General features: G+C 39.7%; 14 protein-coding genes and 1 pseudogene. All 15 read right to left on the reverse strand.

Translation table 11 applies throughout. The features are described from left to right. Positions 1-63 precede the first annotated feature (63 nt). The 15 genes and pseudogenes from ABZ559_RS12550 to ABZ559_RS12620 all read right to left on the reverse strand — a co-directional run bounded on the left by ABZ559_RS12550 (position 64) and on the right by ABZ559_RS12620 (position 16,115). Complete coding sequence (locus ABZ559_RS12550; RefSeq protein WP_367006653.1) at positions 64-327, reverse strand: type II toxin-antitoxin system RelE/ParE family toxin; 264 nt, start codon at positions 325-327, stop codon at positions 64-66. After that, the gene (gene relB / locus ABZ559_RS12555) at positions 324-539 is read right to left on the reverse strand and encodes a type II toxin-antitoxin system RelB family antitoxin (RefSeq protein WP_367006655.1); all 216 of its coding nucleotides are present in this window, start codon (positions 537-539) and stop codon (positions 324-326) included. Before relB ends, ABZ559_RS12550 begins: the two co-directional genes overlap by 4 nt. Before the next feature lie 276 nt (positions 540-815). Next, the gene (gene purH / locus ABZ559_RS12560; RefSeq protein ID WP_367006657.1) at positions 816-2,363 is read right to left on the reverse strand and encodes a bifunctional phosphoribosylaminoimidazolecarboxamide formyltransferase/IMP cyclohydrolase; all 1,548 of its coding nucleotides are present in this window, start codon (positions 2,361-2,363) and stop codon (positions 816-818) included. Positions 2,364-2,791: 428 nt separating this feature from the next. Next, positions 2,792-3,346 carry a phosphoribosylglycinamide formyltransferase gene (gene purN, locus ABZ559_RS12565; protein ID WP_367006658.1) on the reverse strand — a complete coding sequence of 185 codons (555 nt, stop codon included), beginning with the start codon at positions 3,344-3,346 and terminating at the stop codon, positions 2,792-2,794. Continuing rightward, positions 3,346-4,365, reverse strand: a complete 1,020-nt coding sequence (gene purM / locus ABZ559_RS12570; RefSeq protein ID WP_018375447.1) for a phosphoribosylformylglycinamidine cyclo-ligase — start codon at positions 4,363-4,365, stop codon at positions 3,346-3,348. Before purM ends, purN begins: the two co-directional genes overlap by 1 nt. A 229-nt stretch (positions 4,366-4,594) precedes the next feature. Next, positions 4,595-5,539, reverse strand: a complete 945-nt coding sequence (pyrF, locus tag ABZ559_RS12575; RefSeq protein WP_277291565.1) for an orotidine-5'-phosphate decarboxylase — start codon at positions 5,537-5,539, stop codon at positions 4,595-4,597. 27 nt (positions 5,540-5,566) lie between these two features. After that, positions 5,567-7,030 carry an amidophosphoribosyltransferase gene (gene purF, locus ABZ559_RS12580; protein WP_367006659.1) on the reverse strand — a complete coding sequence of 488 codons (1,464 nt, stop codon included), beginning with the start codon at positions 7,028-7,030 and terminating at the stop codon, positions 5,567-5,569. 25 nt (positions 7,031-7,055) lie between these two features. Next, positions 7,056-7,675 (reverse strand): annotated as a pseudogene (locus ABZ559_RS12585) (DNA alkylation repair protein). A gap of 35 nt (positions 7,676-7,710) precedes the next feature. Further along, positions 7,711-11,436: a phosphoribosylformylglycinamidine synthase gene (locus ABZ559_RS12590; RefSeq protein WP_367006661.1), complete on the reverse strand. Its 3,726-nt coding sequence runs from the start codon at positions 11,434-11,436 to the stop codon at positions 7,711-7,713. 51 nt (positions 11,437-11,487) lie between these two features. Next, positions 11,488-12,198 carry a phosphoribosylaminoimidazolesuccinocarboxamide synthase gene (purC, locus tag ABZ559_RS12595; RefSeq protein ID WP_367006663.1) on the reverse strand — a complete coding sequence of 237 codons (711 nt, stop codon included), beginning with the start codon at positions 12,196-12,198 and terminating at the stop codon, positions 11,488-11,490. Between the two features lie 118 nt (positions 12,199-12,316). Then, complete coding sequence (locus tag ABZ559_RS12600; protein ID WP_018375452.1) at positions 12,317-12,565, reverse strand: acyl carrier protein; 249 nt, start codon at positions 12,563-12,565, stop codon at positions 12,317-12,319. An 8-nt stretch (positions 12,566-12,573) separates the two neighbouring features. After that, positions 12,574-13,575: a phosphate acyltransferase PlsX gene (gene plsX, locus ABZ559_RS12605; RefSeq protein ID WP_367006665.1), complete on the reverse strand. Its 1,002-nt coding sequence runs from the start codon at positions 13,573-13,575 to the stop codon at positions 12,574-12,576. A gap of 124 nt (positions 13,576-13,699) precedes the next feature. Next, entirely contained in the window at positions 13,700-14,473 is a 774-nt protein-coding gene (locus ABZ559_RS12610; protein ID WP_367006667.1) for a hypothetical protein, read from the reverse strand. Between the two features lies 1 nt (position 14,474). Beyond that, positions 14,475-15,350, reverse strand: coding sequence for an ABC transporter ATP-binding protein (locus tag ABZ559_RS12615; RefSeq protein ID WP_367006668.1), 876 nt, complete (start codon positions 15,348-15,350; stop codon positions 14,475-14,477). 27 nt (positions 15,351-15,377) lie between these two features. Then, positions 15,378-16,115: a hypothetical protein gene (locus tag ABZ559_RS12620; RefSeq protein ID WP_367006671.1), complete on the reverse strand. Its 738-nt coding sequence runs from the start codon at positions 16,113-16,115 to the stop codon at positions 15,378-15,380. Between the last annotated feature and the right edge of the window lie 15 nt (positions 16,116-16,130).

Here is a 16,130-nt window from a genome sequence, read left to right on the forward strand (position 1 = left end):
TCTTCTTTATTCTAATTGTTCATTTTCTTAATTATACCAAAAAGCAAGCCATTCAGCCTGCTTCTAAGAAATATCCTTTCTATGCCCCACCGCAAATATTTCAATGACTATTTCATCATCGTAAATATTCGCCGGGATGCGATAGCTTCCTACACGGTAGCGCCATTCTCCAGAATGATTGGCGGTTAATCCCTTGCCATGCTGACGAGGATTTGATGCGCTTGCCAAGTTTTTGTCAATCCAATATAAAATGGTTGACCTCGTGAAAGAATCTAGTTTTTTAAGCTGTTTAACCGCTTTTTTCATGTAAGTTACTCGATAATTCATAGACCAAATTCCTTCATGAGTTCTTCGTGCGAAATCCTCATACCATCGTCTTCTGCCATGGCTTGTCGCAATATTTTCAAATCATATTCATCTTCGATTTTTTCAATCATGGATTGACGAGCAAATTCTGAAATGGTTAGCCCATGTAGTTGGATGTATTTTTTAATCAGTTCACTGTCTTCTTCATTGATACGTAATGTCATTGTTGCCATAGTTTTTACCTCTTGAATACTTTGTATTCTAATTTTATGACTTTTTCCTCCCCTTGTCAATTTCTACTCACTTACATATTCGTAAAAGCAAAAAAAACACCAACTTGAGCTGATGTTTTCTTAGGAGATTTATGAAAAAGAAAAGTTTTAGGAGTCCTATTGCTAGGATGGTTATAGTATAGCTGGACTAGCTTAAGACAGGCTTAAAGAAAACTTGCGGAAAACTTAAAATAAGCACCCTAACGTTTGGGGTGCTTATTGCTATTTTCGAAATTCTTAATGTCTAAAATGACGAACTCCTGTAAATACCATGGTAATACCATATTTGTCTGCCATGTCGATTGATTCTTGGTCACGGACTGAACCACCAGGTTGAATGATTGCTTTCACACCTGCGGCAGCAATTTCTTCAACATTATCTGCAAATGGGAAGAAAGCGTCTGAAGCAAGGACAGCACCGTCAAGACGATCTTTGGCTTGGTCAAGAGCGATACGAACAGAAGCCACACGGTTTGTTTGACCAGGACCAACACCAAGTGTCATGTGGTCATTTGTCACAATGATACCGTTAGATTTTACGTATTTGATAGCTTTCCAAGCAAATTCGAGCGCAGTTTTTTCTTGATCGTTTGGTTGACGTTTTGTCACAACTTTCCAATTAGCTGGATTTTCTTCGACAACATCTTGGTTTTGTACCAAAAGACCTCCCACAACACCGGTGTATTCTTTTTCAGCCTCACTGGCCTCTTGCGCATCAAAAGCCAACTCAAGAAGACGGAGATTTTTCTTTTTATTGGTTAAAATAGCTAGCGCTTCTTCTGTATAACTTGGTGCGATGATGATTTCTAAGAAAATCGGGTGCATCTTTTCAGCCGTCACTGCATCTACTTCTCTGTTGAGAACAACGATGCCTCCGAAAATGGATACAGGGTCAGCCTCATAAGCATAATCCCAAGCTGTCTCAATGTCATCTGCTTGACCGATTCCACATGGGTTCATGTGCTTAAGTGCCACAACCGTTGGACGATCTTTGAAGTCACGGATAATACGAATGGCCGCATCTGCATCACGGATATTGTTGAAGGATAATTCTTTACCGTTCAACTGTTTGGCAGAAGCTATTGAGTAATCTGTTGGCAAAGCTTTTTGATAAAAGTCTGCATCTTGTTGCGGGTTTTCACCGTAGCGCATAGGCTGCTTGAGGTCGTAGGTGATGGTCAGCTTTTCAGGCTTAGTTTCCCCGACTTGTGCCGTAAAGTACTCTGCAATCAAGGCATCGTAAGCTGCGGTATGACGGAAAACTTTCGCTGCTAGGCGTTGACGCGTTTCGTAAGTTGTTTCTCCATTAGCTGACAATTCATCAAGTACTACAGCATAGTCTGCTGGATCAACAACAACAGTCACACTTGCATGGTTTTTGGCTGCAGAGCGAAGCATTGACGGTCCACCAATGTCAATGTTTTCAACCGCATCAGCATAAGTCACATCTGGTTTCAAGATGGTTTCCTTAAAAGGATAAAGGTTTACCACCACCAAATCAATCAAGCCAATTTCATGGTCTTGAGCCGCCTGCAAGTGACTTTCTGTGTCACGACGCGCCAAAAGTCCACCATGGATTTTCGGATGAAGCGTCTTAACACGACCATCCATCATTTCAGGAAAACCTGTCACATCATCAATGGCAATGGTTTTAACCCCAGCAGTATCAAGGGCAACCTTTGTCCCTCCAGTTGAGATAATCTCCCAACCAAGTTTTGTCAATTCTTGGGCAAAGTCAACAATGCCCGCTTTATCAGAAACACTAATTAGTGCACGTTTTGTCATGTATTTTTCCTTTCTTGAAATCTATCATTTCTTTTGCTTATGACTATGGTAAACAGTCAATACGAGTGAAGCAACCGCTAAATCTAACGCCATTCTTCAAAAATGTGTCATAAAGGTTATCACACTATCTGCCAAGCCAATACAAACAGGGTATATGAGAGTTATCAGCATGATTGTTTTCACTACTAGTACCTCTTATCAACATATAAACTGATGAAAAAAGCTAGAATGCTCGCAAGAAAAATAGCGATACTTTCTCGTAAACTTTTATCTAAGAAAAACAGTAGCAATTGGTTGAAAATAGTTGCCAAAATAAGATAAGAGCAAACAAACACAGTCAACCAAACTATTCGACGTTTCATCACTCTGTCCCCTTGAGGTTAATGTTATATCATCATTTAGGAGAATCATTAACCTCCTAAACTAGACTAGACTTTCCTAGTCACTCCCAACTCCTCCAAAACTTCTGGATAAAGCTGATACTCTGCTTCGTGAATACGAGCTTCAAAGCTTTCAATGGTGTCATCTGCCAAGCGTGGCACACGTACTTGTTTGATGACTTTTCCTGTGTCCACACCGCTGTCCACCCAGTGAATCGTGACACCCGACTGGTCCACTCCCGCTTCCCAAGCATCTTCAATACCATGAGCTCCTGGAAATTCAGGTAGGTAGGCTGGGTGGATGTTGATGATACGACCTTCGTAAGCGGCCAATAAGGTCGGTCCTACGATTTTCATGTAACCTGCCAAGCAAACCAAGTCAATGTCATATTCTTCAAGTAAAGCAACGATTGCCTCTTCGTAAGCGACTTTGTTGTCAAACTCCTTGAGTTCAAATGCATGGGCTGTCACACCGAGTTTTTCTGCACGCTCTAAGACATAAGCATCTCGGTGATCTGAAAAGACAAAGTCAACGGGAAATTGCTCTGCAATCACCTGGAAGTTTGAGCCATTGCCAGAAGCAAAAACTGCAATTTTTTTCATTACTTAATCACCACACTTGCATCAGCTTTTTTCACGATGCGACCAAGTTCGTAAACAGGCTCGTCAAGCAAGGCTTTCACACGCTCAACCTTATCAGGACTGACTGCCAACATCAAACCAATACCCATATTAAAGATTTCAAACATCTCTTCATGTTTGATGCTACCATATTTCTCAATAGCCTTAAAAATTGGAAGAACAGGAACTTTATCTTCTTCGATTTCAGCCGCTAAATCATCCGCAAACATACGTGGAACATTTTCAATGAAACCACCGCCAGTGATGTGGGCAATACCGTTAACTAACTCTTCCTTGATGAGTGGAAGCACTGCTTTCACATAGATGCGTGTTGGCTCAAGAAGAACGTCTTTCAACTGTTTACCCTCAAGCTCTGGAAGGACCTCTTCACCCGTATAATCAGCAAAGACGCGACGGACAAGTGAATAACCATTTGAATGAATCCCACTTGAAGCAAGTCCAAGAAGAACATCTCCCTCAGCAACCTTTGAACCATCAATGATTTGTGATTTTTCAGCCACACCTACAGCAAATCCCGCCAAATCATAGTCATCTTCACCGTACATTCCAGGCATTTCAGCAGTTTCACCACCGATAAGAGCTGCGCCAGATTGAACACAACCTTCAGCAACACCTGCAACGACTTGTTCAAGTTTTGCAGGTTCATTTTTACCAGTTGCAATGTAATCTAGGAAGTAAAGTGGTTCCGCACCAGCTGCAATGATATCGTTGACACACATGGCCACACAGTCCTGACCAATGGTGTCGTGCTTATCATATTTGATGGCAAGCATGAGTTTTGTTCCCACACCATCAGTTCCTGAAATCAAAACAGGTTCTTTCACACCAGTTTTTGTAAGGTCGAACATACCACCAAAGCCACCAAGAGCTCCCATAACACCTGCACGCTCAGTACGCGCAACGTGTTTTTTGATACGTGCAACAACTTCATAACCCGCTTCAACATCAACACCAGATTGAGCATAAGCATTTTTTGTCATAATATTTTTCCTTCTCTTTTTTTGTCAAAAAACCATTTTGGAGATTGCGACGTTTTTTCAGTCAAACCATCATTTTAACTGAAAAAACTAGTCAGGTCTTTAGCTTTGGTCCCATAGGACAAAGCGTCCACTGACAAATGCTTTAGCCTTTAGTCAGTGGTAAGACATGGGGCGTAAGCATTTTTATTTTCTGTCATTTTCTTTCCTTTCTTTGGAAATAGCAGAGCTATTAAACGTTTTTCCAAATAAGTTTATTTGAGTGTTCTAAAGTGTCGTTGATTAATTTATTGTAATCATCAACAGCCTTAGAAATTGCATTTTTAACTTCTTCATGTGAAGCATTAACATTGTCATAAGCATAATTGATAGCTCTCGAACAAGGAATAATGACACCTGTTCCTTTGTCATCAAATGCCGATTCAAGCAAAGTAACATCACCACCTTGATACCCAATTCCTGGCATCAAGAACAATGATTTTGGTAATAGTGTTCTAAACTTAGCAACTTCTTCTGGATAAGTTGCACCAATAACCGCACCTAAGTCAGAATAACCATATTTACCAACCTTTGTTCCGTGCTCATTAATATAGTCACAAATAAGTTCTGATACTGTATTATCACCAACAGTTTCCTTATCCTGTAACTCACCAGATGATGGATTACTAGTCTTAACAAGAATAATTGTTCCACAACCAGTTTCTTGCCCTACCTCTACAAATGGGTTCACACCATCACTACCTAAGAAAGGATTTACAGTAACAGCATCAACATAGCAAGATTTTTCCATCCATTCATCACAAGAACCTTTAAAGAAAGCTTTGGCATAAGCTTCAGAAGTTGTCCCAATGTCACCACGTTTAGCATCCGCAATAACCAATAAACCTTTTTCATGAGCATAATCAACAGTATCCCAAAAAGCTTGTAAACCATCCGCACCATATTTTTCAAAATATGCCAATTGAGGTTTAATAGCAGGCACTTTACCGTCAATCAAATCAATAACCAATTTATTGAATGTCAAAATAGCGTATGCAGCCCCCTTTGGAGTTTTACCATATTTTTTTGCAGCTTCTTGTAAAAGATAAGTTGGATATTTATCTAAAATCGGGTCTAAACCGACACAAAGATGTGAGTGAGTTGCTATAACCTTTTCAATATATTTATCTGAAAACATTCGTTCCCCATTTCCTTAAGTAAAAAGCTATTTATTTTCATTAACTTCATGAATATAGAAGCTTGTTTTTTCTTCTAAGCTCTTGAGGTAAGGTTCTTCGTAATCGTAAAGTGGTGTTGGATACTTACCGTCAAAGTAAGCTACACACAAACCACCATTTGGTGCATCTGTATCAAGACCAATTGATTCAATCAAACCGTCAATTGACAAGTAAGTCAAGCTATCCGCACCGATAATCTCACAAACTTCATCTTTAGTGTGGTTAGCTGAAATCAATTCACGGCGATTTTGAATATCAATACCGTAGAAACATGGGTATTTCAATTCTGGACTACCGATTGCCACATGAACTTCTGTTGCACCAGCTTCACGAAGCAAACGAACGATACGGCGTGATGTTGTTCCACGTACGATAGAATCATCAATCATAACTACGCGCTTACCTTTAACAACACCAGATACGGCTGAGAGCTTCATGCGAACACCTTGTTCACGCAACTCTTGTGTCGGTTGAATGAAAGTACGTTGTGTGTACTGATTTTTCACCAAGCCCATTTCATTTGGGAGACCTGATTCTTCAGCAAATCCCATCGCTGCTGAAAGTGATGAATTCGGTACACCAACGACAATATCAGCTTCATGTTGAAATTCCTGTGCCAAACGTTTCCCCATATTTTTACGAGCCGTGTGAACATTGACTCCATAAATATCACTGTCAGGACGTGCAAAATAGATATATTCCATTGAACAGATAGCAAGCTGTGTATCATTTGTGTAAGTGTCATACTGAATGCCATTGTCATCAATGATAACAAGTTCTCCTGGTTTTACATCACGAACCCATTTAGCACCAACCACTTCAAAGGCACACGTTTCGCTTGATACTACCCAAGCACCATTTGCCATTTGCCCAATTGACAACGGACGAAAACCATTTGGGTCAAGCGCAGCAATCAATTTATCTTCTGTCATCAAAAGATAAGCAAAGCCACCTTTGACAGTGTTCAACGCTTCTTTGACTTTACCGATAAACTCAGGATTATGGCTACGGCGAATCAAATGCATTAGAATTTCAGTATCAGATGAGGCATTAAAAATCGCCCCTTGGTCTTCCAATTCTTTTTTCAATGATACTGCATTTGTCAAATTACCATTGTGACAAAGCCCAAATTGCTCGTCTGTAAAGTTGTAAAGAAATGGTTGAATGTTATTAATAGATGCAGAGCCAGCAGTCGCATAGCGAACGTGACCAATAGCTGCAGTCCCTGTTAATTTTTCCAAATCAGCAGGATTTTTAAATACTTCTGAAAGAAGACCAGTATTACGGTGCTGAAGAAGTTTGCCATTATCATTTGCGACGATACCAGCACCTTCTTGACCGCGGTGTTGAAGACTGTGGAGTCCAAAATAAGTCACTTGAGCTGCTTGAGGGTGCCCCCAAATCCCAAAAACACCACATTCCTCATTTAAAGATTTTACTTCGTATGTCATTTTATATACCTTTTGCACTTAAATCCTAAGCTTCAATAAATTTACTTGCCAATTTATAAACTTGACGAATCTCTCTACTTTCTATTTTCCAAGTTTTTAACTCAACGTTCACCAAATCTGGAAATTTTTTGCTAATATCCCTTAAAGCATTCCCTACTGATTTTCTAACATATTCACTTTCATCTTCTTTTAAACTAGCTATTCTTCTAATAGCTTCGTTAGGATTTTCTTTAAAATATGGTCTACTTGTCCATATTCTTAGACCCTCTGTAACAGCTCTTCTCGTATTAGAATTGCTGTTTTTTAACCATTCGTCAATAATAGGAAGTGCTGTTTCATATCCCGTTTTCTTGCAAAATTCATCAAATGCTTTTGCTAACACTTCTTGAACTCTCCAGTTATCATCTTTGGAAACTTCATCTCTCATGAATATTAAAATTTCTTCATCCTTTGATAAATATCCAAAAAGGAATACAGCATACATTCTTACTTGGTAAACATCAGATTGATAAGCTAAACATGCTAATTTCTTGATATATTCATCATCGTTGGACTTATAATCAGTAAGGCTCTTTTTTCTTCCTCTTTAAATCCATGTTCTATGAGCGAAAAATCATTTTCTAGCCTTGCGACATATTGATTCATAATATCCTTTCTGCAAATAGGCCTTGAGCAAACGTCTATTCCCCAGTAAAGTATTTCACTGCACTTTCAAATAATTTTTGGTCTTTATTTCCTGGGATATTTTGGAAGAGACCATTTTCATAACGTTCTGAGTGTCCCATTTTACCAATGATTTGACCGTTCTTGCTTGTAATACCTTCAATCGCATGAACAGAGCCGTTTGGATTATATTTAGAATCCATACTTGGTTTACCGTCAAAATCAACGTATTGGCTGAAGATTTGTCCATTATCACGCAGTTCTGCAAATTCTTCATCTGTTACGACGAATTTACCTTCACCATGTGATACTGGAATAGCATGAACATCACCCACTTCAACACCTGCAAGCCACGGTGAATTCGTATTGGCAATACGTGTTTCAACCATTTTCGCCACGTGCTGGTTAGCATCATTGTAGAAAAGGGTTGGACTTGTTTCAGTCGCATCTTCAAAGTTACCGTATGGAAGCAGACCTGATTTGACAAGCGCTTGGAATCCATTACAAATACCAATGATGAGACCACCTTTTTCAATAAAGCTGTCAATGGCTGCGCGGACTTTTTGGTTCAAGAGGATGTTGACAATGAATTTAGCCGAACCATCTGGTTCATCAGCAGCTGAGAAGCCACCTGCAAAGAAGATAATATTAGCTTTACTGATATTGTCAACCATTGTGTCAACAGATGCTTCAATAGCTGCTTCATCAAGTGTTACAAATGGTACCAAGTTAACTTTTGCACCTGCTTGTTCAAAGGCTTTAGCTGAATCGTACTCTGAGTTTGTACCAGGGAATACTGGGATGTAAACCAATGGTTCAGCAACTTTTTCACTTGCTTTAATCACTGCATCTGAAGCAACTGCTGGAACATCTTCAAGTTTTGTACTCTGTTCAAATTTAGTTGGATAAACATCTTCAAGTTTGCCCTCAAAGGCTGACAAAAGTTTATCTCCTGCAAGGTTGACACCATTGACAGCAAGTGTAAAGTCAGCTGTTGTTTCACCGATTTTGCTAACTTCAGCAATTTCTTCAGTAGATGTAAAGATAAAGCCACCGAGTTGTGCTGTCAAGCTAGTTGTAAGCTCTGCCAATTCTACTTTAGCTCCGATATGGTTACCAAAAGCTGCAAGTGCCAAACTTTCAATCACACCACCATATTTAACAGCTGAAGCTGATGTGATATGGTGTGCTTTTTGAATCGCTTCAAATTTAGCAAAGTTAGCTTTAATCAAATCAAAATCAATCTCTTGTGAAATAGCTTGCCCTGGGATGTAGTAAATGTATTCACCAGCTGTTTTAAATTCTGGCGAAAGAACTTTACGACTATCAGCTGTTGTCACACCAAAAGCAACCAAGGTTGGTGGTACTGTCAATTCTTCAAATGTACCAGACATTGAGTCTTTACCACCGATTGATGGCAAACCAAGTTGTAATTGCGCTTCAATTGACCCAAGAAGGGCTGAGACTGGTTGTCCAAAGCGTTCAGCTTGTTTATCCATACGTTGGAAATATTCTTGATAAGAGAAGCGTGCTTTAGACCAATTCGCACCTGTTGCCACCAAACGCGCTGTTGCTTCGATAACAGCGTAAGCTGCACCATGATATGGTGACCATTCAGCAATATAAGGGTTGAACCCTTGTGCCATAACTGACGCTGTTGTTGTTACACCGTTTTGAACAGGAAGTTTTTGAACTGAACTTTCTGTTGGTGTGATTTGATAACGACCACCAATCGGATGGTTAACCGTTGAACGACCAACAGAGCTATCAAAGATAGTTTGTAAACCTTTTTGACTAGCGTGATTAAGGTCAGAAAGAACATTTACAGTATCAGATTCAAGTGTCGCAGCTGAAGTGGTACGTTGTTCTGGCATGTCAACTTGACTGTCAACAACATTAGCATCAACCACCACGCGCACACCGTTTGTATCAAGGAAACGACGTTCAATATCAACGATTGTTTGACCATTCCAAGTCATAACAAGATTTGGTTTTTCAGTAACTGTGGCAACCACTACCGCGTCAATATTTTCCTTGGCACATTCAGCGATGAAAGCATCCACATCTTTTGGACGAACCACAACAGACATCCGTTCTTGTGATTCAGAAATAGCAATTTCAGTTCCGTTAAGTCCTTGGTATTTCAAAGGAACTTTGTTAAGGTCGATTTCAAGACCATCAGCTAATTCACCAATTGCCACACAGACACCACCAGCACCAAAGTCGTTTGATTTTTTAATGAGGCGAGTCACATGACCATTTCGGAAAAGACGTTGAATTTTACGTTCTTCAATGGCATTCCCTTTTTGAACTTCTGCACCAGCTGTTTCAACAGATTCAACCGTTTGAACTTTAGATGAGCCAGTTGCACCACCGACACCGTCACGACCAGTTTTTCCACCAAGAAGAATAACCACATCACCAGCTTCTGGTTTCTCACGAACAACATTTCCCTTAGGAGCTGCACCGACAACGGCACCGAGTTCCATACGTTTAGCGACGAATCCTGGGTGGAAATATTCTTTAACATAAGTTGTGGCAAGACCGATTTGGTTACCATATGAAGAATAACCATGTGCCGCTGTTTTAGAAATCACTTGTTGTGGCAATTTACCAAGACGTGTTTCTGAAATTGGTCTTGTAATATCACCAGCACCTGAGATACGCATTGCTTGGTAAACATAAGAACGTCCTGACAATGGGTCGCGGATTGCGCCACCAATACAGGTTGCGGCACCACCAAAGGGTTCAATTTCTGTTGGGTGATTGTGTGTTTCATTCTTGAACATCAAAAGCCATGGTTCTTTAACACCGTCCACATCAACTTCAATTTCAACCGAACAGGCGTTAATTTCGTCTGACACTTCCATATCGTCCAAACGACCATTCGCACGTTCATAACGACCAAAGATTGTCGCCATGTCCATCAATGTTTGTGGCTTTTCAGAACGTCCAAGTTCATCACGCATAGCGATGTATTTGTCATACGTTGCCTGCAATTGTTTTTGGAATTTAGACGCTGAGAAATCAATATGTTTAAGCTCAGTTTCAAAAGTTGTGTGACGGCAGTGGTCTGACCAGTAAGTATCCAAAACTTTCAATTCTGTTTCCGTTGGCACGCGCCCAATTGATTTGAAATAGTCTTGGATAAAAACAAGGTCATCAACTTCCATGGCCAAACCTTGCTCAGCTTTATAATCAGCAAATTCAGCCGCTGTATAAGTCTTGAAGAAATCAAGATTTGGAATCGTTTTATCTGATTCTGAGAATGCTTGTGGCGCAATTCCTGTCGTAATATCTTTAAAACGAGAATCTACTGGATTAAGAAGATAATTCTTAACCGCATCAAGTTCAGCAGTATCAATATCCTTGTTAACAAGATAAAGTTGAGCCGTATTAACCGTTACATCGTTATTGCTACCAAGTAAAAGCAAAGCTTCTTGTGAGGACGCTGCACGTTGGTCAAATTGACCTGGAAGTGATTCAATAGCAAAGAAAGCGTAGTTAGCAAGTTCAGCAACCACATCACTCTCAGCCAAAATATTATCCGTTACTTGTTCAGAAAAAATGTGTTTTTCAGCACGTTCGAAAAGCGAATCTGCCAAATCAAAAACATCGTAAACTTGAATAATGCGTAAATCAGTCAAACTTGTTAATTGAAGATTATGTTTGAGTTCTTTAACAAGCGCCTGAGACTTAATGTTAAAATTTGATTTTTTCTCAACGAAAATTCGTTTATTCATTTTTTACCCTTTTTAGAATTTTTCTTTCTACTTGATTAGAAATTACAGTTTTTAGTTAAGCCCTTTGAGTTTGTCAAGGACAACTTCGTAAACATCTGTCAAACTACCTAAATCACGACGGAAAACATCTTTATCCATGTGGTGACCTTCAGCATCCCAAAGACGGCAATTATCTGGTGAAAATTCATCAGCCAGAATGATATTGCCATCTTTATCTTTACCAAATTCCAATTTGAAATCAATCAAATTAAGGCCAATTTGGCTAAACCAATCTTTCAAAAGGTCATTAATACGACGTGTTTCTGCTTTGATATAGGCAATATCTTCATCACTTGCAATACCAAGGAATTTTACGTGTTCATCATTGATAAACGGATCATCCAAATCATCATTTTTGTAGTAAAATTCAACGATTGGAGTATCTAATTTGATTCCTTCTTCAACACCAAAGCGTTTTGAGAATGAACCTGCAGTGACATTACGCAAAACAACTTCAAGTGGAATGATGTCAACTTTTTTATTTAATTGTTCGGTTTCTGATAATTGTTTAACAAAGTGAGTGGCCACACCAGCTTCATTCAATTTCGTAAAAATTAAAGATGAGATTTGATTATTTAGCACGCCTTTACCTTGAATAGTCTCTTTACGAGCGCCATTGAGCATGGTAGCTTGGTCTTTATAAACCGAAATAATCAAATTCTCATCTTCAGATGTGGTATAGATATCTTTGGCTTTTCCTGTATAAATAAGTTGTCGTGACATGATTTTGTTCGCCTTTCAGATTTATTCAACTAAATTCTAACATAAGAAAAAGCAAAGTTCAACATTTTACAGACTTTTTTCTTAAAAGAAAATAAAAACGTCCGTAAAATACGAACGTTTATTTCTGCGATAGACGGCTATACAAATACTCCATTATTTCTTCCATCGTCATCATATCCTCAACATCCTCATCTGGAATATCCAAACCAAATTCATCCTCTAAGCTAATGATAAATTCCATCAAAGAAATTGAATCCACTCCTAAATCATCCTGTAAGGTTGTTGAAGGTTTAATATCTAATTCCGGCTTATGAAGTTGTTCTTTTATGATGATAACAATACGTTCAAAAATAGCTTCTTTTGTCATATTCCCTCCTAATCTACCTTTTTCGGGGTAAATTCATCTACAAGCTGACCCACTACATTCGTCTGAAGCATCGTACGGACCTGTTTAAGAGTATAGTAGACAGATTTTGCATCACTTGATCCGTGACATTTAACTACTGGAGCCTTAAGCCCAAAGAGAACGGCACCTCCTGCACTGGTATAATCTAAAGTATTTTTCAGACGATACAAGCTATCTTTCAAGAATAAGGCACCAAGTTTGGCTATTAGACCACCTTCTTTAATGGAAGTTTTGAGACTACCCATTAAGTTTAAAGCTGTTCCTTCCATTGTCTTAAGTACAGCGTTTCCCGTGAAACCATCAGCAACCACTACATCAGCAACACCATTCATAAGATCACGCGCTTCCACATTCCCCACAAAGTTCAGGGAAGTATCTGCTGCCAATAAAGCATACGTCTCCTTGCGTAGGGGGTCTCCTTTTGTATCTTCTGTACCATTGTTGAGCAGGCCAACACGCGGCTTGTCAATATTGCGCACATTTTTAGCATAAAAAGATCCTAGCACAGCATATTGATGGAGATGAGTAGCTGTATTTTCAGCATTAGCTCCTAAATCCAACATATCGTAGCCCTTACCATCAAGTGTTGGTAGCGTAGACATAAGTCCAGGTCTGTCAACACCTTTTATACGCCCAACAACAAAGAGACCTGCTGCTAACAAAGCACCTGTATTGCCTGCCGAAACAACAGCATCAGCCTGTCCTTCTTTGACAGCTTGAGCACCCAGCACCATGCTAGATTTTTTCTTACGACGAATAGCCTTTGCTGGCTCATCATCAGAGTTAATCTTCTCATCTGTATGGATGATGCTAACACGTTCTGTCGCCGTTAGATACTGCTTAATTTTTGCCTCATCACCATAAAGCTGGATTTCAATATCCTTAAACTCAGAAATCGCACGATTGACCCCCTCCACAATCGCTTGAGGAGCGTGGTCACCTCCCATAGCATCTACTGCAATAATTTTCATATCAAACTTCCTTACTTAATGAATTAATGGCTTTATTATAGCACGATTTCAGCTTTTTTCCTATTATTGAAAATAGCAAAGCAAAACAAATACCCTCTCTAATCACTAGAAAGGGCATAACACCTTAAAATTCCATCTTTTTAAAATACTTCAATGTCAGATAGGCTAATACCGTCGAATAAACCAAAGTAACCAAAATAGATGTTCCTAATGTTGAAAACAGGCTTGCTCCTTCATACAAGGCATTAATGTTACCAGTTGGAAAGAAGCTAGCCAAACCAAATACTGCTAAAATACTTGACCCAAGTGAGTAACCAAAGGCAACTGCCATGGTCGCTCCAACCCCTGAGTACAAAGAAAGGCAGGCAGACAGTAGGACACAGACTAACATATCAAGCATCCCCCCCAGTATGCTTTGAGCAAATGCTGCATTTTCCATCACATACAAGTGATCCCAGAAAGTCAGGGTCGCATAGTCCAAATGACCAATACGTGTGTAGTAATATGGCACCATCACCAATAGGAAGATTCCTGTATAAATAAGGACAATCGTCACCAGACTCAAGACCTTGGCCCAAAAGATGTCCTGACGCTTGATGTCCTTATAGAGAAACATAGTATGACTATCAGCCTCACCCTTGAAGACCGTATAGGTTAGATAGAAAAGGGCAAGGATAGGTAGAGTAAAGGCAATTGAAGACTTAAATAAACTACTAGTCAAAGCTACAAATGAATAAAGATAGCCGTCGCTTACACTAGGCACCATGAAGTTGGAACCTTTTGGTAAAAAGGTTGAAGCCAGAAAAAGGGTCGGAAAGAGGAAGGCAAAGGCAAGGAAAATCTTGGTTTCCTTCCTCTTCCAAACACTGGCAAAAACAGGTTTAAAAATTGCTAACATACTATTCACCTCGACTAAAAATTTCTTTCAAGTGGTTTTCTTTTACATGGAGCTTGCTGATCAAGTTTTGACTAGCTAGGTGGGCAAGGACCGCATTTAGTTCTCCACTGCTTGCCTGAGTAGAAATCTCTAGGATATCCCCATCCAGAGTAATCGCTTCTGTCAGATAGGTAGAGAGAGCTTTCTTATCTGCTCTGCTATTGACCTCTACCAAGACGCTTGGAGCTGACTGCCCAGCAAACTCATCTGCCAACTGACCTTTTTCGATATAGACATAACGCTCACAAAGAGCCTCCAACTCGCCAAGCTGGTGACTGGAAATCAACATAGAGATATTGCGTTCCTGTGACCAAGATTTGAGAATATCAATCAACTGTTGGACACCGACAGGGTCCAAGCCCACAAAAGGCTCATCCAAGATAAGGAAGTCTGGCTCTGCTACCATCGCGATAGCCAAGGCCGTCCGCTGTTTCATACCAAATGAGAACCCTTTTGGTTTACGGTTGCGCGCCTCCCACAAATCTAAGAGCTTGAGAGTCTTTTCAATATTTGGAAACATCTCTGTCCTACCGTGCAAAGTCAGGTAAAACTTCAAATTATCAATAACCGACATCTCTGGATAGAAAACAGGGTCAATCATAATCCCAAAATCTTTGAGCAAGTTATCTGCCGTATGAATATCCACACCATTATAGATAATGCTTCCTGTTGTCGGCTTGAGGGATTTGGCCATCAATTTCATCAAGGTCGATTTCCCAGCTCCGTTTTTACCGATCAGGCCGACGATTTCACCCTTTTTAATCTCCAAACTCACATCTTTTAATGAGTAAAAGTCATTTCCAGCAAATTGTTTTGATAGGTTCTTGATTGTAAGCATTGTTATTCTCTCTTTCTTAGGTATCTTTTAATATTCAATTTTTTCAAAATTCTTGCGTGCCGAACGATAAGCCAATCCAAAATATAGCAGGATCAAACCTAAACTAATAGCAAAGGCAAGTCCAAATGGAAACTGTCCAGCCAGTTTGGTCGCATAGGTCTGTGGGAAAGTATAGCGAAAACCATTTAAAAGTGGAGCGATTTGAGCAAAAAGGTTAAAAAGTACCCCAATCAAGACAGCCATTATGGTTGTTCGCTTGATAGATACTGCCGCTACCAGACTAAGCAAAATCAGATTTAAGCCAATCATCGTCAAGATATAGAGCCAACTATAAGCAGCTTGATGAGCAGGAAGCCAGTGGAAACCATACTGGGGAGCAATGGTAACGACATAAGTCAGGCTAGCGATAAGAACCGTCCCAAAGAAGTAAATCATATAGACAGCAAAGAGACTGAGCAACTTGGCATGAAGAATGCTGGATTTCTTGATATCCTTGTAAAGAAACAGGATTCCTGAACCAATCTCATCACGAAAGACCGACGATACGATAAAACCCATGATTAAGGCAGGTAAGACCAACTGGAATTGCAAATCCAAAGCCGACACGATAAAGGAAAGCCAACTTCTTGTCACATCTATGTTGATTCGAGCTTCTCCTACCCCTGATAAGCTAGATATCAACAAGGGCAAGAAGGCAAAGGCTAAAAGAATATTCACATCACGTCTTTTAAAAACGGATTGAAATACTGAAGGAAACAGATTCATAATTTAACTCCTTAG

The organism is Streptococcus sp. ZY19097, from assembly GCF_040731245.1.
Taxonomy (GTDB): domain Bacteria; phylum Bacillota; class Bacilli; order Lactobacillales; family Streptococcaceae; genus Streptococcus; species Streptococcus orisratti.

Coding starts and splice junctions, on each gene's coding strand:
- ABZ559_RS12615 (WP_367006668.1), bottom strand. CDS start 15,350: ATGCTTACAATCAAGAACCTATCAAAACAATTTGCTGGAAATGACTTT.
- ABZ559_RS12610 (WP_367006667.1), bottom strand. CDS start 14,473: ATGTTAGCAATTTTTAAACCTGTTTTTGCCAGTGTTTGGAAGAGGAAG.
- purM (WP_018375447.1), bottom strand. CDS start 4,365: ATGACAAAAAATGCTTATGCTCAATCTGGTGTTGATGTTGAAGCGGGT.
- purC (WP_367006663.1), bottom strand. CDS start 12,198: ATGTCACGACAACTTATTTATACAGGAAAAGCCAAAGATATCTATACC.
- purN (WP_367006658.1), bottom strand. CDS start 3,346: ATGAAAAAAATTGCAGTTTTTGCTTCTGGCAATGGCTCAAACTTCCAG.
- purF (WP_367006659.1), bottom strand. CDS start 7,030: ATGACATACGAAGTAAAATCTTTAAATGAGGAATGTGGTGTTTTTGGG.
- ABZ559_RS12620 (WP_367006671.1), bottom strand. CDS start 16,115: ATGAATCTGTTTCCTTCAGTATTTCAATCCGTTTTTAAAAGACGTGAT.
- plsX (WP_367006665.1), bottom strand. CDS start 13,575: ATGAAAATTATTGCAGTAGATGCTATGGGAGGTGACCACGCTCCTCAA.
- ABZ559_RS12590 (WP_367006661.1), bottom strand. CDS start 11,436: ATGAATAAACGAATTTTCGTTGAGAAAAAATCAAATTTTAACATTAAG.
- ABZ559_RS12600 (WP_018375452.1), bottom strand. CDS start 12,565: ATGACAAAAGAAGCTATTTTTGAACGTATTGTTATCATCATAAAAGAA.
- relB (WP_367006655.1), bottom strand. CDS start 539: ATGGCAACAATGACATTACGTATCAATGAAGAAGACAGTGAACTGATT.
- purH (WP_367006657.1), bottom strand. CDS start 2,363: ATGACAAAACGTGCACTAATTAGTGTTTCTGATAAAGCGGGCATTGTT.
- pyrF (WP_277291565.1), bottom strand. CDS start 5,539: ATGTTTTCAGATAAATATATTGAAAAGGTTATAGCAACTCACTCACAT.
- ABZ559_RS12550 (WP_367006653.1), bottom strand. CDS start 327: ATGAATTATCGAGTAACTTACATGAAAAAAGCGGTTAAACAGCTTAAA.